25 protein-coding genes are annotated in these 25,730 nt (G+C 40.4%); 20 read left to right on the top strand and 5 right to left on the bottom strand.

From position 1 onward, the window contains the following. Positions 1–169 precede the first annotated feature (169 nt). The 6 genes from P0G38_RS10175 (at position 170) to P0G38_RS10150 (ending at position 6,338) form a co-directional block, all read left to right on the top strand. Positions 170–1,186, top strand: a complete 1,017-nt coding sequence (locus tag P0G38_RS10175; protein ID WP_275850581.1) for a lipoate--protein ligase — start codon at positions 170–172, stop codon at positions 1,184–1,186. Between the two features lie 11 nt (positions 1,187–1,197). Further along, the gene (locus P0G38_RS10170; protein ID WP_275850579.1) at positions 1,198–1,923 is read left to right on the top strand and encodes a methionine ABC transporter ATP-binding protein; all 726 of its coding nucleotides are present in this window, start codon (positions 1,198–1,200) and stop codon (positions 1,921–1,923) included. Beyond that, positions 1,910–2,578, top strand: coding sequence for a metal ABC transporter permease EmtB (gene emtB / locus P0G38_RS10165; RefSeq protein ID WP_010748069.1), 669 nt, complete (start codon positions 1,910–1,912; stop codon positions 2,576–2,578). Before P0G38_RS10170 ends, emtB begins: the two co-directional genes overlap by 14 nt. 5 nt (positions 2,579–2,583) lie before the next feature. Beyond that, on the top strand, positions 2,584–3,399 hold the full coding sequence (locus P0G38_RS10160) for a MetQ/NlpA family ABC transporter substrate-binding protein (RefSeq protein ID WP_275850577.1): 816 nt from the start codon (positions 2,584–2,586) through the stop codon (positions 3,397–3,399). 191 nt (positions 3,400–3,590) lie between these two features. Further along, positions 3,591–5,171 carry a peptide chain release factor 3 gene (locus P0G38_RS10155; protein WP_005225872.1) on the top strand — a complete coding sequence of 527 codons (1,581 nt, stop codon included), beginning with the start codon at positions 3,591–3,593 and terminating at the stop codon, positions 5,169–5,171. Between the two features lie 726 nt (positions 5,172–5,897). Then, complete coding sequence (locus P0G38_RS10150) at positions 5,898–6,338, top strand: hypothetical protein (RefSeq protein ID WP_275850575.1); 441 nt, start codon at positions 5,898–5,900, stop codon at positions 6,336–6,338. Positions 6,339–6,720: 382 nt separating this feature from the next. On the opposite strand, the gene P0G38_RS10145 is transcribed toward P0G38_RS10150, so the two are convergent. Together P0G38_RS10145 and P0G38_RS10140 are read right to left on the bottom strand one after the other, a co-directional pair. Continuing rightward, the gene (locus P0G38_RS10145) at positions 6,721–7,734 is read right to left on the bottom strand and encodes a hypothetical protein (RefSeq protein WP_275855245.1); all 1,014 of its coding nucleotides are present in this window, start codon (positions 7,732–7,734) and stop codon (positions 6,721–6,723) included. 65 nt (positions 7,735–7,799) lie between these two features. Then, complete coding sequence (locus P0G38_RS10140) at positions 7,800–8,309, bottom strand: hypothetical protein (RefSeq protein ID WP_016610200.1); 510 nt, start codon at positions 8,307–8,309, stop codon at positions 7,800–7,802. A gap of 1,030 nt (positions 8,310–9,339) precedes the next feature. On the opposite strand from P0G38_RS10140, the gene P0G38_RS10135 reads away from it, so the two are divergent. Next, positions 9,340–9,807, top strand: a complete 468-nt coding sequence (locus P0G38_RS10135) for a hypothetical protein (protein ID WP_010748074.1) — start codon at positions 9,340–9,342, stop codon at positions 9,805–9,807. A gap of 473 nt (positions 9,808–10,280) precedes the next feature. After that, complete coding sequence (locus P0G38_RS10130) at positions 10,281–11,600, top strand: helix-turn-helix domain-containing protein (RefSeq protein ID WP_275855243.1); 1,320 nt, start codon at positions 10,281–10,283, stop codon at positions 11,598–11,600. A 162-nt stretch (positions 11,601–11,762) separates the two neighbouring features. Here P0G38_RS10130 and P0G38_RS10125 read toward each other — a convergent pair whose 3' ends face one another. Then, entirely contained in the window at positions 11,763–12,074 is a 312-nt protein-coding gene (locus P0G38_RS10125) for a DUF1827 family protein (RefSeq protein ID WP_005225878.1), read from the bottom strand. 148 nt (positions 12,075–12,222) lie between these two features. Continuing rightward, positions 12,223–14,487: an ATP-dependent Clp protease ATP-binding subunit gene (locus P0G38_RS10120; protein ID WP_275850571.1), complete on the bottom strand. Its 2,265-nt coding sequence runs from the start codon at positions 14,485–14,487 to the stop codon at positions 12,223–12,225. A 270-nt stretch (positions 14,488–14,757) separates the two neighbouring features. Between P0G38_RS10120 and P0G38_RS10115 the strand changes: the two genes are divergently transcribed. The 7 genes from P0G38_RS10115 (at position 14,758) to P0G38_RS10085 (ending at position 20,907) form a co-directional block, all read left to right on the top strand. Continuing rightward, positions 14,758–14,949, top strand: coding sequence for a hypothetical protein (locus P0G38_RS10115; protein WP_005225880.1), 192 nt, complete (start codon positions 14,758–14,760; stop codon positions 14,947–14,949). Between the two features lie 160 nt (positions 14,950–15,109). Next, a complete protein-coding gene (locus P0G38_RS10110) occupies positions 15,110–15,376 on the top strand; it encodes a phosphocarrier protein HPr (RefSeq protein ID WP_003126335.1) in 267 nt (88 codons plus the stop codon). Continuing rightward, positions 15,376–17,103 carry a phosphoenolpyruvate--protein phosphotransferase gene (ptsP, locus tag P0G38_RS10105; RefSeq protein ID WP_005225882.1) on the top strand — a complete coding sequence of 576 codons (1,728 nt, stop codon included), beginning with the start codon at positions 15,376–15,378 and terminating at the stop codon, positions 17,101–17,103. Before P0G38_RS10110 ends, ptsP begins: the two co-directional genes overlap by 1 nt. A 265-nt stretch (positions 17,104–17,368) precedes the next feature. Beyond that, complete coding sequence (locus tag P0G38_RS10100) at positions 17,369–18,379, top strand: LTA glycolipid anchor biosynthesis glycosyltransferase, IagA/BgsA family (protein WP_275850564.1); 1,011 nt, start codon at positions 17,369–17,371, stop codon at positions 18,377–18,379. Positions 18,380–18,410: 31 nt separating this feature from the next. Further along, the gene (locus P0G38_RS10095; protein ID WP_005225884.1) at positions 18,411–19,643 is read left to right on the top strand and encodes a glycosyltransferase family 4 protein; all 1,233 of its coding nucleotides are present in this window, start codon (positions 18,411–18,413) and stop codon (positions 19,641–19,643) included. A gap of 74 nt (positions 19,644–19,717) precedes the next feature. Next, on the top strand, positions 19,718–20,593 hold the full coding sequence (locus P0G38_RS10090) for an NAD(P)-dependent oxidoreductase (protein WP_010748078.1): 876 nt from the start codon (positions 19,718–19,720) through the stop codon (positions 20,591–20,593). 83 nt (positions 20,594–20,676) lie between these two features. Next, positions 20,677–20,907 carry a YkuJ family protein gene (locus tag P0G38_RS10085; RefSeq protein ID WP_005225886.1) on the top strand — a complete coding sequence of 77 codons (231 nt, stop codon included), beginning with the start codon at positions 20,677–20,679 and terminating at the stop codon, positions 20,905–20,907. A gap of 68 nt (positions 20,908–20,975) precedes the next feature. On the opposite strand, the gene P0G38_RS10080 is transcribed toward P0G38_RS10085, so the two are convergent. After that, positions 20,976–21,917, bottom strand: coding sequence for a GIY-YIG nuclease family protein (locus P0G38_RS10080; RefSeq protein WP_154694428.1), 942 nt, complete (start codon positions 21,915–21,917; stop codon positions 20,976–20,978). A 320-nt stretch (positions 21,918–22,237) separates the two neighbouring features. Here P0G38_RS10080 and fabT point away from each other — a divergent pair, with 320 nt between their 5' ends. From fabT to fabG, 5 genes are all read left to right on the top strand, one after another. Further along, the gene (gene fabT / locus P0G38_RS10075; protein WP_008378199.1) at positions 22,238–22,678 is read left to right on the top strand and encodes a fatty acid biosynthesis transcriptional regulator FabT; all 441 of its coding nucleotides are present in this window, start codon (positions 22,238–22,240) and stop codon (positions 22,676–22,678) included. A gap of 9 nt (positions 22,679–22,687) precedes the next feature. Next, the gene (locus P0G38_RS10070; RefSeq protein ID WP_005225889.1) at positions 22,688–23,650 is read left to right on the top strand and encodes a beta-ketoacyl-ACP synthase III; all 963 of its coding nucleotides are present in this window, start codon (positions 22,688–22,690) and stop codon (positions 23,648–23,650) included. 52 nt (positions 23,651–23,702) lie between these two features. Then, positions 23,703–23,927, top strand: a complete 225-nt coding sequence (locus P0G38_RS10065; protein WP_005225890.1) for an acyl carrier protein — start codon at positions 23,703–23,705, stop codon at positions 23,925–23,927. Between the two features lie 123 nt (positions 23,928–24,050). Further along, entirely contained in the window at positions 24,051–24,974 is a 924-nt protein-coding gene (gene fabD, locus P0G38_RS10060) for an ACP S-malonyltransferase (protein WP_074536437.1), read from the top strand. Between the two features lie 9 nt (positions 24,975–24,983). Next, the gene (gene fabG / locus P0G38_RS10055; RefSeq protein ID WP_275850558.1) at positions 24,984–25,721 is read left to right on the top strand and encodes a 3-oxoacyl-[acyl-carrier-protein] reductase; all 738 of its coding nucleotides are present in this window, start codon (positions 24,984–24,986) and stop codon (positions 25,719–25,721) included. Positions 25,722–25,730 lie beyond the last annotated feature (9 nt).

Here is a 25,730-nt window from a genome sequence, read left to right as displayed (position 1 = left end):
ATTCCCCTTGATTTGTTTGTAAGAAACGGTTACGATAAATCTAATCAATAATACAGTTTAAAAACAGATAAAAAAACACGTGTATCTTATCGTTAAGCACTTTGATTGCAATTTTCCGTAAGAAAAGCGAGAATATCCATAGAAATCTAATAAGAACGAGGGGCTTGAAATGAAATTTTACCGTATGCTTAGTGATGATATCCGTTACAATTTGGCAACTGAAGAGTATTTAATGAATAACGTAGATGTTTCAGAACCTTGTCTTCTGTTATACATACAAAAACCATGTGTTATAATCGGCAGAAATCAAAATGCGTATCAAGAGATTGATTTTGACTATTTAAGGAGTCGCAATATCGTGTTGACTCGCAGGACATCTGGCGGTGGAGCAGTTTATGACGATCTAGGCAACATGAGCTTTAGTTTTGTCACCAAAAAAGATGCCACGAGTTTTGGTGACTACCAAAGTGCAACACAACCGATCATGAAAGGCTTAGCGGCAATGGGAGCCAAGGAGGTAGAAGTGCATGGCCGCAATGATCTGTTCATTGATGGGAAAAAGTTTTCTGGCAATGCGATGTATACAAAAAAAGGTCGAACGTATTCTCATGGCACATTGATGTATGATGTGGATCTAGAAGAATTAACAAAAGTCCTACACGTTGCCCAAGAAAAAATTGCCTCTAAAGCAACGAAATCCGTACGGAAAAGTGTGACGAATATTAAACCGTATTTGGAAGAGCAATACCAATCAATGGATACCAAGGCATTTCGAGATACACTCCTTTGCCGAATCTATGAAGTAGAATCGATTGATGAAATCAGTGAGCAAGAGATCGTCTTAACGGAAACCGATCGACAAGCGATCCAAACACTGTTTGAAGAACGATATGCCAATAATGAGTGGATTTTTAATGAAGCGCCTGCTTTTGAATGGCAAAAAAGAAATCGGTTTGCGCAGGTTGGGATCGTTGAAGTCGATTTTACTGTCAACAAAGGCAAGATTGCAGCGATTCAAATTACCGGTGATTTTTTTGGACAAAAAGAGATCAGTGAACTTGAAGCGATGCTGCAAGGTATTGATTTTGAACAAAACACCATCAGCCGCTTGCTAAAGGATATTGCCATCGAGCAATTTATCCATCAGATGACTAACGCTGAATTTCTTGCGTTGCTGTTTGATTAGGAGGAAAAAAGATGTTACAAGCGATCAACATCACAAAGCGTTACGATCGAAGCGTCCTAGATGGTCTTTCTTTTGCTGTTCAGCCGGGGGAAATTGTTGGGGTCGTCGGCAAAAGCGGCTCGGGGAAATCAACTTTGCTTCGGCTTTTGAACTTAATTGAGACACCTGACAGTGGGGAGCTGCTCTTTGATGGGAAACGAATCGATCCCTTAAACAAAAAGCAACTGCTACATGCGCAGCAGGAAATCGGCATGATTTTTCAAAATTACAATCTGTTACACAATCGAACCGTTTTTGAAAATGTCTATTTGCCCTTGAAGTTAATGGGGAAATCATCGAAGAAGGTGTTGGAGATGCTTTCATTTGTTGGGATGGAAGACAAAGTCGACATTTATCCAGCCAAGTTGAGCGGTGGGGAGAAACAACGAGTAGCTATCGCACGGGCGTTGATCCGTGAGCCGAAAATCTTGCTGTGTGACGAACCCACTAGTGCGCTGGATGAAGATACGAAAGCCGATGTACTTGCTTTACTGCAAAAAGTTCAACAGACGTTTCAGCCAGCAGTCATTTTCGTTAGTCATGAGCTAACCGCAGTCAGACAAATTTGTCAACGTGTGTTTGTATTGGAAGATGCCGTCTTTGCAGCGGAATTTGTCAATCATCCGCAGCCAATTGTCCGCAAAGAAAGCTCTTATGTGGACAAAGTGGAGAGGAGTTTGCTGCATGACGATCAGTGAGAGTATTTTGTATTATCTGCCTGAATTACTTCAGTCTTTGAAAGAAACAGCGATCATGATGGGGATTTCGATGCTCGCAGCCATTGTCTTAGGACTACCGCTAGGTGTCTGGCTCTTTCTTAGCCGCAGTCGTGGAAAAAAAATCTCATTTCTTTATGAGGGTTTGAATCTCGTTGTGACGATCATCCGCTCGTTTCCGTTTCTATTATTTGTTGTAGCGTTGATCCCACTGACGCGAATGCTTTTAGGTAGCTCATTTGGACCGATTCCCGCCAGTTTCCCTTTGAGCATCGTTGCTATGAGTATTTTTGCTCGCTTGACGGAGCAAGTGCTGCTGGATGTCCCCGAAGAAGTTTCTTATTTGGCGAAATCCCTTGGTGTCAGTCAATGGCAATACGTTTGGTCGTTTTTACTGGTGGAAGCTAGAAGCGGCTTGATTTTATCTTTAACGACGACAGCAGTCAGCATGGTTTCTTATTCAACAGTGATGGGGATCGTCGGCGGTGGTGGTATCGGCGATTTTGCGATCCGCTATGGCTATCAACGCTATGAATATGGCGTCATGTATTTTGCAATTATCATCATGATTCTTTTGGTCTTTATCCTGCAAGGGATTGGCAATCAAGCAGCAAGAAAACTTGATAAACGAAAATAGGAGGAATGAAAGTGAAAAAAGGATTTGTTTTAGGATTGAGTGTATTGGCATTAGGTATATTGGGGGCTTGCGGTTCCAGCTCTGATGAGGCGAGCGAAGAGAAAATCATCAAGGTCGCTTCGCAAACGACACCAATGACCGATGTCGTAAAAGTTGCAGCGGAAGCAGTGGAAGATGGCTGGGAAATCCAGTTGGTCCAAGTCAATGACAATATCCAGTACAATGAGCTGCTGAATAATGACGAGGTCGATGCCAACTTTGCGCAACATGAACCATATATGCAAATGTATAATGAAGAAAAAGATGCAAACCTAGTGGCATTAGATAAAATCTACAACGCAAAAGTCGGTTTTTATTCCAAAGAGTATACGGATATCAATGATATTCCAGAAGGAACAAAAGTTGCATTGCCGAATGATGTGTCTAACGAAGGTCGAGCGTTAGCGATTTTAGCAGAAGAAGGATTGATCACCCTTAAAGATGGCGTTGGTGTTAATGGAACACTTAAAGACGTTACCGAAAATCCCAAAAACTTTGAATGGTTATCTGTTGATTTACTGAATCTTGCGGAAGCCTATGATGAGCCGAATGTATCCTTGGTATACAACTACCCAACCTATATCGCGAAAATCGGTTTGAAACCAGCCGATGCCCTTTTCTTAGAAAAAACGATCGATGATCGCTTTGCTATCTCATTGGTTGCTCGAGAAGACAATCAAGATTCTGAAAAAATCGCCGTTTTGCGCCGTGCCATGACTAGCGATAAAGTTCGCGAATTTTTAGAAAACGACCATAGCGATACCTTACTGCCAGCATTTTAATTTATTTCTATCAAATGGAAAGAACGCCCTTTGCCTAACTCTGTAAAAGAGAGTAGTCGAAGGGGGTTCTTGTCTTTTTTTGCTTTTTTATCACCCTTATCCATGATATACTGATTTGGTCAGAAAACTAGCGACAGTCTAAAATGGACACTGTTCGCATTGTAAATACAAGAAATGGAGCAATAAAATCAATGGATAATCCAAAATTAAAACAACAAGTAGATAGTCGCCGTACCTTTGCGATTATTTCCCACCCGGATGCGGGGAAAACAACCATTACAGAACAATTATTATTATTCGGTGGCGCGATTCGCCAAGCTGGTACGGTCAAAGGGAAAAAGACTGGGAATTTCGCAAAGTCCGACTGGATGGAAATTGAAAAACAACGGGGGATCTCCGTTACCAGTTCTGTTATGCAGTTTGATTACCAAGGCAAACGGGTCAATATTTTAGATACCCCTGGGCATGAGGACTTTTCTGAAGATACCTACCGTACCTTGATGGCGGTGGATAGTGCGGTCATGGTGATCGATAGCGCAAAAGGGATCGAAGCGCAAACGAAAAAACTCTTCCAGGTCGTTAAAAAACGCGGTATTCCGATTTTTACCTTTATCAATAAACTCGACCGTGATGGCCGCGAACCATTAGAATTATTAGAAGAACTAGAAGATCTTTTAGAGATCGAATCATTTCCAATGAATTGGCCGATCGGCATGGGGAAAGGCTTGGAAGGACTGTATGATATCCATAACCAACGGGTCGAATTTTACCGTCCAGACAATCACGGTGGGGAACGTTTAGTTGCCCTAGATGAAAATGGACAATTTCCTGCAGATCATCCATTTGCCGAAGATGGGCTGTTCCAACAAGTTTTAGAAGAAGTAGAATTACTGCAAGAAGCTGGTGATGCCTTTGATACAGAAAAAATCGCACGAGGCGATCAAACACCCGTGTTCTTTGGTTCCGCCCTTACGAATTTCGGCGTGCAGACCTTTTTGGAAACCTTCTTGTCCTTTGCACCAGCGCCTTACGGTCACAAAACTTTGGCTGGTGATGAAGTCAGTCCTTATGAACCAGAAATGTCTGGGTTTGTGTTCAAGATCCAAGCAAATATGAACCCTGCCCATCGTGACCGGATCGCCTTTGTCCGTATTTGTTCAGGAACCTTTGAACGAGGCATGGACGTGACACTTGAGCGTACTGGCAAAAAAATGAAACTCAGCAATGTGACACAATTTATGGCAGATACCCGAGAAAATATTGAAGAAGCAGTCGCTGGGGATATTATCGGGGTTTATGACACGGGAAATTATCAAATTGGCGATACGATCTATGAAGGAAAACTAAAAGTTGCATACGAAGAGCTACCATCGTTTACTCCGGAACTCTTTATGAAAGTCACTGCAAAAAATGTGATGAAACAAAAATCTTTCCACAAAGGAATCTATCAGTTGGTCCAAGAAGGAGCCATCCAGTTGTACAAGACGTATCTTAGTGATGAGTATATCATTGGTGCTGTCGGGCAGCTGCAATTTGAAGTTTTCCAATACCGCATGATGAATGAGTACAATGCAGAAGTCATTATGACCCCAATGGGCCACAAGATCGCCCGTTGGATCGATCCGAAAGACTTGGATGAGCGTATGAGCTCAAGCCGTAACATTTTAGCGAAAGACCGTTTCGACCAGCCATTGTTCTTGTTTGAGAACCAATTTGCGATGCGCTGGTTCGCAGATAAGTACCCAGACGTCGAATTGAAGAGTTTGATGTAAGAGTCGTTTCCCGCCAGACTATCTACGTAGGTGCAAGTTTGTACGTTAGGCTAATCATTTTTAATTGAACGATCGTAGAAAGTTCTTTCTTATCCAAATGGATAAGAAGGGGCTTTTTTTGCTGAAAACGTGCTTTTGATACAGAAGGAAGGTTGCATGATTGGGGGCAATCGTCCAATGATTAGACAATTATCCTAATTTATAACCATTCTTTTAAAAGAAGATAAAATGAGTCGGAAAAAGAGCGTAGTATTAAAGGTGACCACAAGGAAATACACTTGAAATGAATAGAAAAATATCATAGGCACATTTGATGGTTCAGGAAATTTTCTCCTTGTTTGAAAGTAGGGGGAAAGCACAGAATAGATTGCCAGTGATAGAGGTCGTTTATTCATTTGATCGAGGGACATGTTCTTTTTGTCAGATGCTACTAGTGAAGCCTAAGCTTTCTTTATCTGAGCATGAATCGGTGATTGCCCTTGAAACTTCATTTGAAGCACTTCTAACAGATGGTTTAAGTTTTCAGTTGGTGTACCATGGCTTCGCGACTCAAAAAATGAATTAGTCTTATTGCTAGTTTACAGTTATCTATCTATCGCTTTTGCTAAAGCAAATGATTATTTATTAAATAAAAGTGATTTCTGAAACCAGAAAGGGGACCATGTAGTGCTAAAAAGTTTGTTATTCATATTTTCGGCGATATTTTTCTTTCCAACAGTAGAGGCTATGGCTGATGACGTTTCCGAAACGTTGATTTTTGAATTGAACACGATTGATTTTAAGGACGAACACTATTATTTATTGAAAACCACACAAGATCTTCAGCTGACCGTCAATAGCAACGGCAGTGAAGGTGCTTTTGGCGTAACAATCACGGCTGTCGGGGAAGCATTTTCAGCAGAACTAAACAGCGTGAACGGTTCGGAAGAGATGATCATTCAGATTGAGGATACTGATGAAGCATCAATGATTCTTAATGTAGCTGCAACATTGAACATAAAGGAATACCTTGATGCCAACTCTGAGTACTACCTATCAGTCACGTTTACAGCAATTAATGATTCAGAGACCTTTACGAAAGATATAAAAATGAATCAGACGGATGAGGAAAAAGAAGAGATTCCAGATGAAAACTTGACAAATGAAGACCAAGAGGATGAAAAGTAAGAAGACGATGGCCTCGAGGAAGAATCCGAGAGCCAAAAGGAAGAAGCAGAATCTATTTACGACGAACAAGCAAACTTGGAAGAAGACTCACTTGATAATGATTCTACCAAACTAGAAGATTCAATCAGTGATGTCGAGGATGAGGCTAGTACTGAGTTTTTTTTAGGGAAGAAAAGCCAGTGCGAGACAGCAACCTTTTTTTCAAAAGAAATGATCATTGAAGAAAAAATATTTAGGCATATATCAGGAAAAACCGCTTATTTGATATGAGCGGTTTTTCTTGTCCCACTTCGGAGAGGAGATACGCAACATTATTTTAAAAAGAAAACTATCAATAATTGATGACCAGTGGAATAAGCAGAAACAGCACAAAAGAGAGGAACTAGCCCTCTCTTTTTCTTTTCGATTTTAAGATGTAAATGATTGCAGCTGCCAACGCTGCAACGAGAACAAAGATGATCCAGATAAGGATTTGATTATTTGTCTGAACATCGGCAGTGTTCGTTGGAGGGTTCTCTTTTTTGAAGTTATCCATGTCTTCTTTCTCATAAGAAAAAGTAGTCGTGATCGCTTTTCTAGTTGTTTCTATTGTCAAACGGTATTCGCCTTCAATAAGTTCACTATTGTCTAGTAAAGGGATCTGCATTCTTGATTTGGTTAACGGCGTTAAAAGAACGGAATCTGCTAACTCCCCAGAGGCAATTGTTTCTCCATTTGGATTTATTAGTTCGTAAAGAGCATTGTTCAAGTTGCCTAAAATAGGATTATAGTTGAGTGCGTAAAATTGTAGGTTTACCGTGTCCTGAAGAGCAACAAAGGAGAAGTCTTCATAAACGACGTCTTTGAGCTCTTCTACATCACTAAAAAGTAAGTTGATAAAAATAAGTGACTCATACACAGATTTGATACCAACTGAATCTTCTGCTGTTTCAAGACCCATGATCTGACTAAAATTGATTGCTCCCATCACGGTTCCTTCACGTGCAGGCTCCTCTGGAAGAGTAATCGTTACAGTCACAAGAACGGATTCATTTGGGAGAATCTCGATTTGATCATCGTCATCTAATGCTTCTGATTCGATCAATGCATAATTGGAAAAGTTATACTTGTCATCTAGCAGTAAGTTTAGGTCATCGCTATAGATGATAGCTGATTCTCGTGAGAGAGCAGTAGAGGTGTAAGGCGTGACAACAATGGATGAATCACCGGATCCAACATTTTCTAGTGTAATTTCAACAATATACGTCGTCTCCATCTCAGGAGAAATACTCAAGGTATTATCAGAAGTTTTGTATTCTGTTTCTCTCAGAGTAAGTTTCAGTGAGTTCGTCGTCTCATCGGCATTTGCATTACGGATGTTTGTATTGCTGATCAGTGTTAGTAAGAGAAGCAACACAGAAATCCTTAGAAAAGAATTTCTGTGTTTGAATGTATGATTCATGAAATTATTCCTTTTAAAATTTATAGTGATAGATTGTCACCGTTATCAGGATTATCTTCTTGTGCTCTTATTGTAATTATAGGTTTCTCATCACCTTCTTCTAATGCAGCAAAAGCTTGTGCAAATTCTTGTTTGATTGTAAAAGTTATTTCTGTTCCTTCAGGAATGGAAGCAGTATCAACGGGGGCAGCAGTTAAAGGGTTAAGATTAGTAGCGTCGACAACGATTCCATCAACGATTCCATCAAAGTCATCAGGCGCGTTAACATCAAAATTAACTCTTACTTGAGAAGCAGTTAAATTGGTCAAAGTACCACCTACATTTATAGTCCCTTCAACAGGTCCTTCAAATATACTTTCACTAATAACTGGTGCTGTCAAAGAGATCTCATTAAACTCGAATGTTGCATCTCCATAAACAATGTCAATCTGAATCTCTTCTGAGGCGGGTATGGTATTGGCAAACGCGTTGACTCCTCCGGCTAACAACAAAGATGCAATGAATGTAGTACCCAAAATAACTTTTTTCATAATAAAACCTCACTTTAATTTTTGCAGATGATTTACTGCTTAAATAAAGTATACAATGATGGTGTATTATGTTATTATCCGTTTTTTCGCTATTTTTAATGAAAAAGTAGAAAGTATTTAATTAATCTGATTTTTTTATAAAATAATTTAATAAAATATTCTAGTGGTCAAATGATGTTGATTATCAAGTCGACCGATCTTTCTGTCTATGAATTATCAATTCGGTAATAATCACTATGAAAGTAAATTTGTTGCAGGGTTATATTTTGGCTTTTATTTTATGTCAAAGTCTTCTCAGAGTTGAAAGAATTGTCGTTCCAACTAGGATTGGACCTAAAAAACGAAAAAAATGTTATTCGTAGTCCCTGAGAATTTGCTCTGAATCAGTCGCTGTCAGAGAAACCAGTTCTGAAAATTCATGTTTAATATTTCTTTATTGAACCCCTGCAATTCAATAGAAATCAACTTTCTATCATTTTTAAGAAACTATTTTGGCAGTAGCTTTACGCGTATGAACAGTTGCGTAGGGTGGGGATTGAAAAGTATGATTCTATTTATGCGTTCCTATTGGATAGGTATATCAAAGTTACTTATGAAAAAATATCAATTAACGTTTTCATTCAATTAGTAATCTGCACCTACAATTCTTCTAGCTTCACGCGACAGAGACATCAAGGTTACTCCTTTGTTAATAAACGTTCATGTTTGTTTCATTATAAAGATATCTCAAAAAACTAACTGTGTGGGATGGCTATCTCATGAACCCTAGATTTTAATAGAAAGCATCATTTTTTAGGAATATACAATCAGACTCTTTGAAGAAAGCTTTGAAAGAGTTTTTTTGTCTTTCTCAATTTTATGAAGTTGCCACTTGTTTCTAATCGTCAGGTCTTTTAGTCAGTAGAAAGAAAAAGAGTGACAATGATTATTTTATTTGTAGTTTTTTTGAAAAAAAGACGATAAAAATCAGCTGGTTCTTACTATATCCTTAATAGCAGAGGATCAAAGTTCTTTTAAGGAGTGAATCAAAATGCTGCAAACCAGAATAAATTTCAGTGGACAAAAGAATGCTACCATGTTGACTGTGCGCTTTTTCAGCAACAAGACGAACACGATTTTAGAGAGAAATTTAATTGTGGATCAAGAGGATGATCGTCAATCGGTTCTTGACTACTTAGCAGAATCACTAGGGGAAATCAACATCTTGCAATACTCTTCGAAAAACGTTTTGTGTATCGCTGAACGTTCAAGGCTAGAAAAAGCAGGAGGCACGCATCGATTGGAACATTTTTGGGGAGATGTCATCAGTTATATCGTTGAGTGCGTGGATAAATCTGGTATTCATTATGATTTGCATGTGATTGGCAATGTTGATTCGGATGATGAAGAAATTATGCGGTCAATTAATGAGATCAGTGATGAATTGTCGATCATCAACATTTATGAATACAAAGATTGCTGGCTAAAAAGAGAAGATATTTTATTACAAGCTCTTTGAAATGAACTTGATTCCTCAAAGAAGTTTGTCCAGCTAGAAAATGATTTTACTCTCCAAGTCACTTACCAATCAATGAAAGAATACGAATTTTTTCTTAGTCTATGGAAACAGCTAATTCACAGGATCTTTTTAATGGTTTCCAACGCTTTTTTGTTACAAAAGGTAAGAATCGTTTCACAAGTTTTTCTCACCCGTTCTGTTTTAAAGAAGCGGGGATTTTTCTGAAGTTTTTATTAAAATTGTCCGTTTAATGAAAAAAGAGGCTCAAATTTAAGTTTATTTTACTATAATTGGAAACTAGGATACTTTTTAAATAAGGCGGGTAAAAAATTTTGGAGTATATAGAAAAGTTGTATAGGTTTTATTTAACCAAAAAACAGGTAGATAAATTAACTATTATTAGAAATATCATTTTGGAGAAGCAGCTGTCTCTTGATAAAATATGTGAAACGATAAACAAATCTTTGTATCAGGTGAAAATATTGATCAATGAAATCGCCGAAGATATGAGAGAGTTTACGACCTTTGACGAGTCTATTTTTTTGTTGAAAAAGAGAACCGTTTATTTGTCACGAGAATTAAACGAAGAACAAAGCCTGCATATTTTTGTGAATCTAAAGAAGAAGTATTTCTTAGAATCTCCTTATTATCGTCTATTATCCTATTTGTTAAGAAAAAGAAAGACCCGTATGGTGGACATCTCAGAAGAATTGATTTTTAGTATTTCTTATTGTTATAAATTGATCAGCTATCTGAAAAAAATGCTGGTTATCCAAAATGTCCCGATTACTATCAATAACAACACAGATTCCATTGATCTGACAGGGGCCGAGCCTTGTGTGCGGATGTACCATTATTTAGTTGAGATCATGGCTTGCAATGTTTACATCAATCAGCGCACCCGTGCAAGCGTTGAATTAGCTGCGAAAGAATATGAGCCGTTGAAAACTACAAAAGTGAAGCACGACATTATGTTTTCAATCATTGAGAATGCGGTGTTGAGGGGCTATATCGTCAATGAATTAGACGAAGCTTCCATCGCTATTTATGAGCAAATCAAGCAACTCAATGGGGAAAAGCAAGTGATCAAGCTGCTGCCGATCAGAAGTCAGCAAGATATCGAGAAAGAACAGATTTTTTATCATTTCTGGGTTTTTCTCTTCATACCTGAAACGATCTCGGATCAAGAGAAACTTCTTTTGGGGAAACAGCTGCGAAACCTCTCGGGGAATCCATTGGTCGAATTTTCTGCCGATGTTGTGGCTGTTTTGTCGCAAAAGTATCATCTTTCCAAAGCGATCGAAGCGTTTCTTACCTATGAATTAGTGATGAATACATGGGGCTGTCTTCATCTCTTTTTGGATAGTTTTGTGTCTACTGAAGATTTGTCCTCTACGAACGAACGCGTATTAGAGGTGGAGGAGCTGATTGCGACCGTCTTGCAGCGCCATTCGTTTGTAATAGAAAAAGAAGCCCTTTTCTTAAGGAAAATCGCTCAGATTACAGCATCTTATTTACCTATCCAAAAAGAGGAACCGATTCGCATTGGTATTTCTCTTTTGAACCACCCTGAATATATTCCGGTCATTAAGAACAAACTATTGAAAATTTACAATGAAAATGTGATTCACTTTAGTTCGAACTTAGGAGACTCAGACATACTGGTTTCTGATGGCGTGCTGATCCATAATGAGTCGCAGAAATTTACATTTTTTGGCAATGTTCATAGTACCAAGGATTGGCACAATCTACATGTGATGATCCAGTCGATGATTTCTAATAAATATACTTGAAAAAGAGAGCGTAACGCTCTCTTTTTTTGCTTGACTATCAGGTAGCGTTGGTCGAAGTACTAGGCGAAAGAAGGAGGAGAGAAGACAAAAAAAGATATCTATAAAAGAGGGCTGCGACAGTCACCTTTTATAGATATTTTTTAAACACGTGATTAGGCAAAGCTAACGTGAGGAAGACAACGTTTTTTTGATGGAGATTTCTACCACTTCGGGCATTTGGATCACAGAGATCGTAGCAGGATCATAGGAGCCATCAGGTAATTTTTTCAAGAAGTAATTTTTGATTTCTTCTACTTCCGTCGGGCGAATATTCCGTTTTTTATTGATCAGCAAAATTTCATTGTGGTTCGGCGCTGAGGTAAAGATCACGGTCGTGTCTCCGGCAGTGTAAACCTTTACAAGTTCTGCGTCGGTATTTTCAAGTTGATTCAATACTAGTCGAGAATGGCTGTTTGTAACGTTGATTAATTTCACCAGACTCACCTCACATTCTATGTATTTATTAATAACATTATAGGTCGTTTTTTTTCAAAAGAAAAGCCAGACAACTCGGAATTACCCAATTTTTTGGCAAAACATGGTTGTCTGGCAAAACGAACGGTTTGGTCACCGTTTTGACACGTTATTGCTCATCTGTTTCCGATGGTTTTTCGTCTTCAGCAGAAGGTGTTTCTTCAGGAAGTGCAGAGGATTCAGCTGAAGTTACAACGATTTTATCGGAATCCTCCAATTGTGCTTTTAACTGACGGACTTGAGGATGCTCAAGATAATATTCAGCAATCCCGTCTTCGATTTGATCTTGGATGGTCCTGCGCAATGGGCGAGCACCCATCGTTGCGCTGTAACCTAGATCGACCAGTTTTTCTTGCACGTCTTGTGGAACATCGATATGCAATTTTTGATGACTAAGTGTTTGATTGACATCATGCAGCATAAGGGACACGATCGATAACAAGTTGTCCTTGCTAAGTGCCTTGAATTCAATGATCCCGTCAAAGCGATTGAGAAATTCTGGCGTAAAGTAATTGTTTAATTGATTTAACACGGAACGAGTGATGCCTTCACGCGCTGCGCCAAAGCCGACGTTGGCTTCAACTTTGCCAGTTCCAGCATTACTTGTCATGATGATCAAGGTATCTTTAAAGCTGACTGTACGTCCTTGGGCATCCGTCAAACGACCATCATCGAGAATTTGCAAGAACATATGCAATACATCAGGATGGGCTTTTTCCACTTCGTCTAATAAAATCAGGCTATATGGATTCCGACGAACTTTTTCAGTCAATTGACCCGCTTCTTCATAGCCAACGTAACCAGGAGGAGAGCCAATCAGTTTGGATACACTGTGTTTTTCCATGTATTCTGACATATCGAAACGAATCATCGATTCTTCAGAACCAAACATCTCATAGGCTAATTGTTTTGCTAATTCGGTTTTCCCGACACCGGTTGGACCGACGAATAAGAAAGAGCCGATCGGACGATTTTGTTTGCCTAAACCGACCCGATTTCTGCGGATCGCTTTGGCTACTTTATCGATCGCTTCATCTTGTCCGATAACTTTAGCTTTCAAGTCATCCGCAAGATTTTTCAATTGCGTTTGTTCTTTTTCTTTCAATTCACCAACTGGAATATTTGTCCGTTCTTCAACGATTTGTTCCATGTCTTTTTCGGTAATGACTGGCGTTTCTTCTTCGCTGATTTGGCGTTCCTTCATTTTTTGCAATTTATTGATTTGATCGCGATAGTAAGCAGCTTTTTCGAAATCTTCTTCTCGAGAGGCAGCTTGTTTTTGTTCTTCTGCTTCTTGTAATTTCTTTTCGATCGTTTTTGGATCAACGATTTGGATCGTCAAGTTTTTCTTAGAACCTGTTTCATCTAGTAGATCGATTGCTTTATCAGGCAAGAATCGGTCTTGGATGTATCGGTTAGAAAGGGTAGCGGCAGCTGCGATCGCTTCATCAGTATATTTCACATGATGATAATCTTCATAACGTGGTTGCAAACCTTTTAAGATGCGGATCGTTTCTTCCACAGAAGGTTCATCCACACGTACTGGTTGCAAACGGCGTTCTAAAGCAGCGTCTTTTTCGATGATGCGGTATTCATTTAACGTCGTTGCTCCGACCATTTGTAGTTCTCCACGAGCAAGAGCTGGTTTTAAGATGTTTCCAGCATCCATATTTCCGTCGCCAGCTGCACCAGCGCCAACGATTTCATGGACTTCATCAATGAACAAAATCACGTTTTCTGCTTGCTTGATTTCTTCAATCAATTTTTGGATGCGTTCTTCAAATTGTCCACGAATACCTGTGCCTTGAACAAGAGACGCAACGTCCAAACGAATGACTTCTTTGTCCATCAGTTTTTGTGGCACATCGCCATCGACGATTTTTTGGGCTAACCCTTCAACGACGGCAGTTTTCCCAACCCCAGGTTCACCAATAAGCACAGGGTTGTTTTTTGTTCGACGATTAAGGATCTCAATCACTCGTTTGATCTCTGAATCACGACCAACGACTGGATCGACTTCGCCATCACGAGCCATTTGGGTAATATTGATACCGTATTCTCCTAACAGACCTGCAGGTGCTTGGTTATTGCGTGGAGGCTGTCCACCGACAAAACCGTTACCGCCGGTTTGCGTCGATGGGGTTTGTTCATAAGGGGTATTTCCTTGCTGCATCTGGCGAGACATTTGACGAAATAGATCATCAATATTGCCGAATCCAAAAGGATCTTGCGCCATTGCAGCTGCAGCATTCCCAGATTGAGCTTTTAATTTTTGGTAACAACTTTGACAATAATCGAGTTGTTTTCTTTGACCATTGACACTGGCATATAAATGAATAGACGCTTCATTTTTGCCGCAATTTTGACAAAGCATAGATTCACGACCTTTCATATTTGTTCCAACACCCTTATTTTACGGCGCTTTTTTACACTTGTAAAAGAAAAGGGGCTGTGTGCATAGAAACGGTCATCTTCGAGGTAATGTGTTATTGACCTTTACTGACCATAATTCTATTATACTAACTTTTTGTCAGACTGCAAGAATTTTACTCGTAAAAATTTTTGCCGCTCTTTCATTAGCAGAAGCGTCTTTTAAATAAAAAGTAATTCCATTATAATAGAAAGAAAGAGGTGAGAATTTAGGATGGAGAACAGAGATTTTGCTTCAGAAATAACGCGTTTGCGCAATGGAGAGATCCAAGAATTGATTGTCCAACAGCCAGAATTCCTGGCGTTTAGAGATGTCTGGCTCCAGTTGGAAGATCGGTCTTCTTTTGTCGGAGAAGCGGGCTTAAATGGGAAGATCATCTACCGTTATGTGCAAGAAAATAAATAGGACATTTATTTCAATCGTTTATTTAAGAGAAAACGGTTGTCTATCGAGGAAAAAAATGGTAATCTTAACAGTTGAAAGGGCGATTTTTTTCGGGTGTCATTGCATGCATGGAAATTTTGCCTTCACACAAAAAAACGTATCATAAAGGAGATTGATCAATATGGAAAAGAAAGATTTTCACGTAGTTGCTGAGACAGGGATTCACGCACGTCCAGCTACATTATTGGTTCAAACAGCAAGCAAATTCAACTCTGATATCAACTTAGAGTACAAAGGTAAATCAGTAAACCTTAAATCAATCATGGGCGTAATGTCATTAGGCGTTGGCCAAGGTTCTGATGTAACTATCACTGCTGAAGGTGCTGACGAAGCAGATGCAATCGCTGCAATCGTAGAAACAATGAAAAAAGAAGGTTTGTCTGAATAATGGTTGAGATGCTAAAAGGAATTGCTGCTAGTGATGGTGTAGCCGTTGCGAAAGCCTACCTGTTAGTACAACCTGATTTATCTTTTTCAAAAGTATCAGTTGAAGATACTGCAGCAGAGGAAGCACGCTTAGATGATGCGTTAGCGAAGTCAACAGCGGAATTACAACAAATCCGTGACAAAGCAGCGCAAACTTTAGGTGAAGCAGAAGCACAAGTATTTGATGCTCATTTAATGGTTCTTTCAGATCCTGAGATGATTGGTCAAATCAAACAAAACGTGACAGATAACAAAGTCAATGCAGAAGCTGCGTTGAAAGAAGTTACTGACATGTATATTGGTATGTTTGAAGCAATGGATGACAATGCTTACATGCAAGAACGGGCAGCTGACATTAAAGATGTCGCAAAACGTATCTTGGCGCATTTGCTGAATGTGACTTTGCCTAATCCTTCAATGATCAACGAAGAAGTAGTCGTTGTTGCGCATGACTTGACACCAAGTGATACTGCACAATTAGACCGCAACTTTGTAAAAGCTTTTGTAACAGATATCGGTGGACGTACTTCTCATTCCGCTATCATGGCACGTTCTCTTGAAATCCCAGCAATCGTTGGAACAATGGAGATCACTGCAAAAGTGAAAGCGGGCGACATCTTAGCTGTTAACGGTATTATCGGTGACGTTATCGTCAACCCGACAGATGACCAAGCAGCTGAATTTGTTGAAGCTGGGAAAGCCTACGCAGAACAAAAAGCAGAATGGGAAAAATTGAAAGATGCTGAAACAGTTACCGCTGATGGTAAGCACTTTGAATTAGCTGCGAACATTGGAACGCCTAAAGATTTAGAAGGTGTCCACAACAATGGTGCAGAAGCAGTCGGTTTATACCGTACTGAATTCTTGTACATGGATTCTCCTGATTTCCCAACAGAAGAAGACCAATACAAAGCATACAAAGCAGTTTTAGAAGGAATGGCTGGCAAACCAGTGGTTGTCCGTACAATGGATATCGGTGGCGATAAAGAACTTCCTTACCTAAAATTGCCTCATGAAATGAATCCTTTCTTAGGCTATCGTGCATTGCGTATCAGCTTATCTGAACTTGGGGATGACATGTTCCGTACCCAACTTCGTGCGTTGTTACGTGCTTCTGCTCACGGCAACTTACGTATCATGTTCCCAATGGTGGCAACATTGAAAGAGTTCCGTACTGCGAAGAAAATGTATGAAGAAGAGCGTCAAAAATTGATTGACGAAGGCGTTGAGGTTTCTAACGAGATCCAAGTCGGAATCATGATCGAAATTCCAGCAGCTGCTGTCTTAGCAGACAAGTTTGCGAAGGAAGTTGACTTCTTCAGTATTGGTACCAATGACTTGATCCAATACACAATGGCTGCAGACCGCATGAACGAGCGCGTGTCTTACTTGTACCAACCATACAACCCATCAATTTTACGTTTGATCAAAAACGTGATCGATTCAGCGCATGCTGAAGGCAAATGGGCTGGTATGTGTGGAGAAATGGCGGGCGATCAAACTGCTGTGCCACTTCTTGTAGGTATGGGCTTAGATGAGTTCTCAATGAGTGCAACATCTGTTCTGAAAACACGTAGCTTAATGAAACGCTTGTCAACGACTGACATGCAAGAATTAGCAAAACGTGCTTTAGAAGATTGCGATACAATGGAAGAAGTTGTTGAGCTAATCGAACAGTATGTAAACTAATCATTTCTAGGCAACAAGCAATTTTGCTTGTTGCCTTTTTTTTGTTATAAGAAGCCTTCTTGTTCGATTTGACTTGCAATAGCCTGCTCGTTTTTTCAGAAAACGAACAATTTTGTCATATCTTTGTATAAAGCTATGATTCCGTAAGTTTTTCACGTATCATGATTAAATGGGGAACAAAATCTAGGACCATGGTAGGAGTATGTCTCCGATTGCCTATGGTATACTAATATCAGATATAAGCATTTCCAAGGAGGAATCATCTTTGAAAGTACTTCTTTATTTTGAAGGAGAAAAATTATTAGCTAAATCAGGTATCGGTCGAGCGTTGGCCCATCAGCAACGAGCACTGACATCTGTCGGGATTCCTTTTACTCTTGATAAAAATGATGAGTACTATGATATCCTTCATATCAACACGTATGGGATCAATAGTATGCACATGGTCAACAAAGCCAAAAGACAAGGGAAAAAAGTGATTTACCATGCCCATTCTACAGAAGAGGATTTTCGGAATTCATTTATCGGCTCAAACCAGCTTTCGCCATTATATAAAAAATATTTGATCAATCTTTATTCTAGAGCCGATCAGTTGATCACCCCGACTCCTTATTCGAAAGAACTTTTGGAAGGGTATGGTATCCAAGTACCGATCGAAGCGATCTCAAACGGCATCGATCTTGACAAATATCAGCCGGATCAAGAGAAAGAAAAAGCCTTTCGCGAGTATTTCAATCTCTTACCAGATCAAAAAGTCATTATATCCGTCGGTTTATTTTTTGAACGAAAAGGCATTCTTGATTTTGTAGAGATAGCTAGACAGTTGCCTGAGTATACGTTTATCTGGTTTGGTCATACACCAATGATGACGATTCCTAAACAGATCCGCGACCTCGTCAATGAAGACCATCCAGAAAATGTGTTGTTTCCAGGTTATATCAAAGGAGACATTATCGAAGGCGCATATTCCGCTGCCGATTTATTCTTCTTTCCTTCTTATGAAGAAACAGAAGGGATCGTAGTCCTTGAGGCGTTAGCCAGCCGCCAAAATGTGCTCGTTCGGGATATTCCTGTTTATAAAGGGTGGCTAAGTAATGGGCACAATGCATACATGGAAAAAACCAATGAAGGATTTATTGAGAAAATCAAAGGAATCGTGGAGGGCACGTTGCCACCGTTGAGTGAAGCGGGTTATGAAACAGCAAAGCAAAAGAGTATTGATGAAATTGGGTTTAAATTACAAGAGGTTTATACAAAAGTGATGAATACGGAATGAAGAAACTAATGTAAAGTTTGGAGGTACCGTTTTGAAAATCGGATTTTTTACAGACACCTACTTCCCCCAGGTAAGTGGTGTGGCGACATCGATCAAGACATTGAAAGAAGAGCTTGAGAAAAAAGGCCATAAAGTGTATATCTTTACAACGACCGATCCAAATGCTGATCTGGATGAAGAAGATATCATTCGCATGCCAAGTGTCCCGTTTGTGTCCTTCAAAGATCGGCGAATCGTGGTTCGCGGCATGTTGTATGCCTATTTGATCGCCAAAGAATTAGAATTGGAATTGATCCATACCCATACAGAGTTTGGTTCTGGGATGTTGGGGAAAATGGTGGGGCGTAAATTGCAGATTCCTGTGATCCATACCTACCATACAATGTATGAAGATTACTTGCACTACATCGCAAACGGGAAAGTCTTACGACCATCTCACGTGAAATATCTTTCACGGCTATTTGCCAACCACTCGACAGGTGTTGTTTGTCCAAGTGAACGGGTCATCGATACGCTGAGAGGGTATGGTGTGGTTTCACCAATGCGGATCATCCCCACAGGGATCGAAGTTGAGAAGTTTCGCCGACCGGATATTACAACTGACATGAAAAAAGAATTGCGGGAGAAATTGGGCATCACTGAGAATCAACCCATGCTGCTTTCCCTCAGTCGTATTTCTTATGAAAAGAATATCCAAGCAATCATCGACGGCATGCCAGAAATTTTAACGAAGATTCCTGATGCGCAATTAGTGATCGTTGGGAAAGGTCCGCATAAAGAAAAATTAGAAGAAAAAGTGGTGGATATGGCTTTATCTGACCATGTTCAATTTGTCGGTGAAGTGGCAAATGATAAAGTGGCGATCTATTACCATGCTGCCGATTACTTCGTCAGTGCCTCCACATCAGAAACACAAGGACTGACTTACACGGAAGCAATGGCTGCTGGAACACCGTTAGTCGTTGAAGGCAATGACTACTTAAACACCTTGATCGATGATCCGTCTTTAGGCGTCACCTATGAGAGTGATCGGGATTTCGCAAAAGCATTTATTGATTATTATGAACGAAAGATTCCTGCTGATCCCGAAGTTCTTGCTAGAAAAATGTACGAGATCTCGGCATTGCGCTTCGGTGAGTCGATGCTATCTTTCTACCATGACATGGTCGCTTATTATGAAACAGAACGCATCGAAAAAGAAACCGAGCAGACGCTAGAAAAATTCAAAGTAAAATTAAAGGCCTTTCGCCGAACGATCGATTAAACAGAAAATTTTCGCAAGTTCATGTTTTTAGCGTATACTAAAGACATGAACTTTTTTATTTTGGAGGGATCTGCATGGAATTAGGATTTATCGGTACTGGGGTCATGGGTCAAGCGATGGTTGGTCATCTCTTAGCTGCAGGACATACAGTGAATGTTTACAATCGGACGAAAGAAAAAACTGATGAACTCGTTGCGAATGGAGCAATTTGGTGTGACACCCCAACAGAAGTTGCATCAGAAAGTGAAATCATCTTTACAATGGTTGGTTATCCATCCGACGTTGAAGAGGTTTACTATGGGCCTCAAGGGATTTTTCAAACGGCTGTGACGGGCAAAACATTGGTGGATTTTACCACCAGTACGCCTGATTTGGCAGAACGAATCTACCAGACAGCGAAGGAAAAAGGAGCAGCGAGTATCGATGCGCCAGTTTCTGGTGGGGATCTTGGTGCGAGAAACGCCACGCTAACGATTATGGTTGGTGGCGATGAAGAAGCTTACCAACAAGTAAAACCACTTTTTGAAGTATTAGGAAAGACGTTTCAACTTCAAGGAGGGGCAGGGAAGGGTCAGCATACGAAAATGGCCAATCAGATCATGATTGCCGGAACCATGACGGGGATGACAGAAATGCTGGTCTATGCGAACCAAGCGGGTCTTGATTTACCACGAGTGATTGACACGCTTTCTGGCGGTGGGGCAGCCAATTGGTCCATGACGAATTACAGTCCTCGTATCCTAAAAGAGGATTATTCACCAGGCTTTTTTGTCAAACATTTCATCAAAGATTTGGGGATCGCTTTGGATGAGGCCAAGAAGATGGGATTGGATTTGCCAAGCACCGCTTTAGCTAAAAAATTGTATGATCAGTTGGCTGAAAAAGGCTTCGAAAATGACGGAACGCAGGCGCTGATTAAACTTTGGTGGCAAGATGGAAAAAAATCTTAAAATGACAAAAAAAATACGAAAAATCAATGCAAGATAGAGGATGTTTTGATACAATATAACGGACAGAAAAAGGAGGCTTACGAATGAAAAGTTCGCAATTAGTCGCTATCATCAAACGTTTAGAAGCGATGGTCGAAGCGCAAGACAATGAAGTTCAAGTACGTCGTTTTGAAAAAGAAGGCGTCGAAAAATGTACCGTTACTTATGACAATTCGACAGAAACGTTTGAATTAACGGAAGCAGAATCAAGTCAATCTTATCAATTTGATAATGTTGATATTGTAGCCATGGAAATCTATGATTTGATCCAATAAGAATGAGTGGGACGTTCGTCGTCGCTTTCTCATTTCTAAACAGCAAGCCTACTTGGGCTTGCTGTTTTTTATTTATCTGCTGCTTTTTCTTGGCGATACAAGTGATTAAGGATGATCCCTAATGGATCGAGATCTTCCGGGGCTAAAGGAAGCGCAGCGCTTGCTGGCGGGAGTGGCTGGAATGTTTCCTCGGGAGAAAGAACTTTTGTTTGGATCAACTTGCCAAAGCTAACTTGATAGTATTTGATTTGAGTCGTCTGTGATCCTGGCTCCTCTAAGTCAAGGGGAATAGAAAAAATCACTTCTGGTTCTTGAATAAACTGATTGACCCTCACGATTTCTTGGTAAAAGCTTTTTGCTAAATGGATCTCGCGCTGCAGTACACTAGCTTGCTCAAACAATAAGTGATCAATCAGGTATGCCAAGCGTTTTTTAAGGAGTGAAAAACAGTCGGTCTTCTTTCCTGCAAAAAAACAGCCGATCTCCCGCCACTTCTCTTCCAAGGGATACGCATCCATTTGAGGGAGCTGCTTACGTAAGGTTAATAGCGTCAGTTCGTTGACAGTCGGCAATTGAAAGGTTTCTGACAATAATTGAAACAATGCTGGCAATTTTTTTGTTTGCCGAAAGGGGCCATAACTGCCAATTTGTGGTGTTTGAGTGATCGTGAAGGTATGATTCGTCAAGTCAACAAAGCAATAGTTGGCTGAATGGTTCATTTGTCGGTTGTAGATAGGATGAAAAGCTTGGATCAAACGACATTCAAGTAATAGTGCATCCAATTCTGTATCTGTTTCGATCGTTTCAAAATCAACGACATTATAAACAAGTCGAAGCACCTTATTGGCATGCTGCTGATTTTTTCGGAAGTAAGAAACGACACGCTGTTTCAATGATTTGGCTTTTCCTACATACAAGACTTCGTTGTGCTGATCTTTCATTAAATAAACACCAGGCTTTTCAGGCAGTGCATTTGCTTTGTTTTTTAGAAACTCTTTGTTCGGATTCATCGATCGTTCCTCTCCTTCCATCAAAGAGTAGCAGATGAAGCGTAAGAGAGCAACGTTTGTTGGCTATCGACAAGAAAAAATTAGAAATAGAGTGGAGGCAACAAAATGATAAGCTTTGACATTCAAAGGAAATTTCTCTATAACGGAAACGGATTATTTTGTCAACTCGCAGCTTTTAAAATCTTAGAAAATCAATTCTTAAATAAAAATGCGCTTAAAAATAAAAAAAGTTCGAAAAAATTCTTGCATTTCTCAATAACTTCCGATATAGTTTGACTATCAAATGATTTGATTATCAAAGTATTCGGATGGTGAAGGTTATGGAACCCAATTTAGAAACAGTTAATGACTACTTAGTCAGCGTCTTTAATGACATCTTAGTGATTGAAGAATCTGAATTGAAAAAATCTCAATTCAAAGACCTTTCAATTACCGAAATGCATACCATCGAAGCCATCGGGATGTACAAAAAAAAGACCACGACTGAAGTTGCCAAAGAGCTTTCGATCACTGTTGGGACTTTGACCATCGCGATCAATCGTTTGGTGAAAAAAGAATATGTAGAACGGATTCGCAGTGAAGATGATCGGCGAGTCGTCAAACTAGGTTTGACGAAAAAAGGAAAACTCCTTTATCGTGTTCATCAGCATTTTCATCGTGAGATGGTGAAGGGTGTCTTGAGTCAGATGTCTCCTGAAGAGGAACAGGCACTGTTGAAAGCACTGAAAAATCTGCATGACTTTTTACAAGATTATAAGTGAGAATAATGGATGAATATGTTTGGAAAAATTACCGCGACTGCAAGTTATGTTCCAGAAAAAATCGTAACAAATGATGATCTATCAAATTTGATGGATACTTCAGATGAATGGATCCATTCTCGCACGGGAATCAAACGAAGAAGAGTCGCTGTTGGCGAAAACACTTCAGACCTTTGTATTCGCGTCGCTCAAACGCTCTTGCAAGATGCTCAGCTTTCAGCAGAAAGTCTAGATTTCATCTTGGTAGCGACGATCACACCGGATTTCAATACACCGGCGGTTGCTTGCCAAGTCCAAGGGGCGATTGGGGCAGTCAATGCCTTTGCTTTTGATATCAGTGCAGCATGTGCTGGTTTCGTGTATGCATTGTCTATGGCTGAAAAACTGATTCGAACGGGCGCTAAAAAAGGATTGGTCATCGGTGGAGAAGTACTTTCAAAAGTCTTGGATTGGAACGACCGTTCGACGGCTGTTTTATTCGGAGATGGTGCCGGCGGTCTATTGCTGGAAGCATCTTCAGAGCAGCATTTGCTCAAAGAGTCTTTAAAAGCAGATGGGACGCGAGGCATGTCCTTAACATCTGGTTTTCGCACGAATGAGAATCCTTTTTCACAAAACGCTCCGGCGTATAGTGCTTGTATGCAAATGATTGGACGAGAAATCTTTGATTTTGCGACGCGTGATGTGGTCGCCTCGATCAATGATCTGACACAAGATGAAGCAATCGATTATTTTTTGCTTCACCAAGCAAATTCACGTATTTTAGACAAAGTTGCTCGCAAGCTGAAGCAGCCCCGTGAGAAATTTTTGCAAAATATGCAAGATTATGGCAATACTTCGGCAGCCTCGATTCCGTTATTGCTAGATGAAGAAATCAAACGAGGTACACTGTCACTTGGCAGTGGTCAAAAAGTGGTGTTCTCAGGTTTTGGCGGCGGATTGACATGGGGAACTATGTTAGCCACCTTATAACTTGTTCACGAAACAAAATTACTATTGAAAAACACATTGGAGGAATATACACATGGTATTCGAAAAAATTCAAGAAATCGTAGCAGAAGAATTAGGAAAAGAAAAAGAAGAAATCAAATTGAACACAAACATCCAAGAAGATTTAGAAGCAGACAGCTTGGATCTTTTCCAAATCATTAACGAGATCGAAGATGAATTCGATGTGAAGATCGAAACAGAAGATGGTATCACAACCGTTGAAGATCTAGTTAAATATGTAGAAAAACAACAAGCATAAAACAAAGGCTAGGCAGACAGCCTAGCCTTTCCTTTTTAAGAACGTGTTTTTGCTGATTCATAGACGAACTGCAAGAAGCCATGTTCTCCAACGACAACGATCAAAGTAATGAAGGAGTGCAAGATGAAGACAGCCTTTTTATTTAGCGGTCAAGGCGCACAGTACCCCCAAATGGGAGAAGAGCTCTATCACCAAGAAGCAATCGTTCGTGAGACGTTTGAACAAGCCAGCACCATTCTAGGATATGATATGGCCGAGCTATGCTTTACTGAAAACGAACGTTTAAACCAGACGGAATATACGCAGCCTGCCATCTTAACGGTAAGTACGGCTTTTTGGCGACTTTTGGATGCGCAAGGAATCAAAGCAGATGCTGTTGCTGGCTTGAGTTTAGGCGAATATACAGCCTTAGTCGCTAGTGGTGCGCTTGATTTCCAGACAGCAGTCGCATTGGTGCAAAAGCGCGGTCGGTATATGGCAAGTGCGGCGCCAGCAGGTATTGGGAAAATGGTCGCTGTGATGAACACACCCGCTGAAACGATTGAAGAAATCTGTAAAGAAGCAAGTCAAGTGGGGATCGTGACACCAGCGAATTACAATACGCCACAGCAGATCGTCATTGGCGGTGAAGCGCCGGCAGTGGATAAAGCGGTGGAATTGTTACAAGCTGCTGGAACCAAACGGGTGATTCCTTTAAATGTCAGCGGTCCTTTCCATACTGCTTTGTTGGAACCCGCATCGCAGCAATTAGCACAGGAATTAGCTCAAATCACCTTTGATGAGTTACAAGTACCTGTCATCAGCAATACGACCGCGCAGCCAATGCAGCAAGACCAAATCAAGGAACTGTTGACGCTGCAAGTGAAATCGCCAGTGCGTTTTTACGAAAGCATTGCGACACTGAAGCAGCTTGGCATCCAACAAGTCATCGAGATCGGACCAGGAAAAGTATTGAGCGGTTTTATGAAGAAAATAGACAAAGAAATACAGACTGCGCGTGTAGAAGATAGCCAAACGTTGGCAGATACACTAGCCCGATTCAACTAGGAGGAATTTATGGATCTGCAAAATAGAAACGTCTTTGTAACTGGTAGCTCGCGAGGGATCGGTTTTACCATCGCGGAAGCCTTTGCCAAAGAAGGAGCGAATATCGTTTTAAATGGACGAAAAGAAATTCCCCAGTCACTGATCGCTCGCATCACCAGCTACGGCGTGAAATGTGTAGCGATCAATGGGGACATTTCTGATTTTGATCAAGCGGCAGCCATGCTTTTAGAAGCAGAAGCGGCAGTCGGACCGATCCACATTTTAGTCAATAATGCCGGGATCACGAATGACAAATTATTGTTGAGAATGAAACCCGAAGATTTTGATTCAGTGATCAAAATCAATTTGACTGGTACCTTCAATATGACGCAGCACGCGTTGAAAAAAATGATGAAGCTGCGAGAAGGCCGCATCATCAATTTGACGAGTGTGGTCGGCTTGACGGGAAATATCGGGCAAGCCAACTATGCAGCAAGTAAAGCTGGCGTGATCGGTTTTACGAAATCTGCCGCTCGTGAAGGTGCCGCTCGGGGGATCACCTGCAATGCGATCGCCCCAGGATTTATCGAAACAGAGATGACTGAAGTGCTGTCGGATAAAGTCAAAGAACAATCATTGGCAAATATTCCATTACAGCGTTTTGGTTCCACACAGGATGTTGCGCAAACAGCAGTCTTTTTAGCAAAAAGCCCCTACATCACTGGTCAGGTGATCAGTGTAGACGGCGGGATGGCAATGCAAGGGTAGGAGGAAGAA

Source organism: Enterococcus casseliflavus (assembly GCF_029215545.1).
Classification (GTDB): domain Bacteria; phylum Bacillota; class Bacilli; order Lactobacillales; family Enterococcaceae; genus Enterococcus_D; species Enterococcus_D casseliflavus.
The sequence above is the reverse complement of the archived record's forward strand: the minus strand, read 5'-3'. Positions and strand labels throughout refer to the sequence as shown.

Excerpts from the sequence above, each read along its gene's own strand:
- P0G38_RS10175 (WP_275850581.1), top strand. The coding sequence starts at position 170 with ATGAAATTTTACCGTATGCTTAGTGATGATATCCGTTACAATTTGGCA.
- P0G38_RS10170 (WP_275850579.1), top strand. The coding sequence starts at position 1,198 with ATGTTACAAGCGATCAACATCACAAAGCGTTACGATCGAAGCGTCCTA.
- emtB (WP_010748069.1), top strand. The coding sequence starts at position 1,910 with ATGACGATCAGTGAGAGTATTTTGTATTATCTGCCTGAATTACTTCAG.
- P0G38_RS10160 (WP_275850577.1), top strand. The coding sequence starts at position 2,584 with ATGAAAGTGAAAAAAGGATTTGTTTTAGGATTGAGTGTATTGGCATTA.
- P0G38_RS10155 (WP_005225872.1), top strand. The coding sequence starts at position 3,591 with ATGGATAATCCAAAATTAAAACAACAAGTAGATAGTCGCCGTACCTTT.
- P0G38_RS10150 (WP_275850575.1), top strand. The coding sequence starts at position 5,898 with ATGGCTGATGACGTTTCCGAAACGTTGATTTTTGAATTGAACACGATT.
- P0G38_RS10140 (WP_016610200.1), bottom strand. The coding sequence starts at position 8,309 with ATGAAAAAAGTTATTTTGGGTACTACATTCATTGCATCTTTGTTGTTA.
- P0G38_RS10135 (WP_010748074.1), top strand. The coding sequence starts at position 9,340 with ATGCTGCAAACCAGAATAAATTTCAGTGGACAAAAGAATGCTACCATG.
- P0G38_RS10120 (WP_275850571.1), bottom strand. The coding sequence starts at position 14,487 with ATGCTTTGTCAAAATTGCGGCAAAAATGAAGCGTCTATTCATTTATAT.
- P0G38_RS10115 (WP_005225880.1), top strand. The coding sequence starts at position 14,758 with ATGGAGAACAGAGATTTTGCTTCAGAAATAACGCGTTTGCGCAATGGA.
- P0G38_RS10110 (WP_003126335.1), top strand. The coding sequence starts at position 15,110 with ATGGAAAAGAAAGATTTTCACGTAGTTGCTGAGACAGGGATTCACGCA.
- ptsP (WP_005225882.1), top strand. The coding sequence starts at position 15,376 with ATGGTTGAGATGCTAAAAGGAATTGCTGCTAGTGATGGTGTAGCCGTT.
- P0G38_RS10090 (WP_010748078.1), top strand. The coding sequence starts at position 19,718 with ATGGAATTAGGATTTATCGGTACTGGGGTCATGGGTCAAGCGATGGTT.
- P0G38_RS10085 (WP_005225886.1), top strand. The coding sequence starts at position 20,677 with ATGAAAAGTTCGCAATTAGTCGCTATCATCAAACGTTTAGAAGCGATG.
- P0G38_RS10080 (WP_154694428.1), bottom strand. The coding sequence starts at position 21,917 with ATGAATCCGAACAAAGAGTTTCTAAAAAACAAAGCAAATGCACTGCCT.
- fabT (WP_008378199.1), top strand. The coding sequence starts at position 22,238 with ATGGAACCCAATTTAGAAACAGTTAATGACTACTTAGTCAGCGTCTTT.
- P0G38_RS10070 (WP_005225889.1), top strand. The coding sequence starts at position 22,688 with ATGAATATGTTTGGAAAAATTACCGCGACTGCAAGTTATGTTCCAGAA.
- P0G38_RS10065 (WP_005225890.1), top strand. The coding sequence starts at position 23,703 with ATGGTATTCGAAAAAATTCAAGAAATCGTAGCAGAAGAATTAGGAAAA.
- fabD (WP_074536437.1), top strand. The coding sequence starts at position 24,051 with ATGAAGACAGCCTTTTTATTTAGCGGTCAAGGCGCACAGTACCCCCAA.
- fabG (WP_275850558.1), top strand. The coding sequence starts at position 24,984 with ATGGATCTGCAAAATAGAAACGTCTTTGTAACTGGTAGCTCGCGAGGG.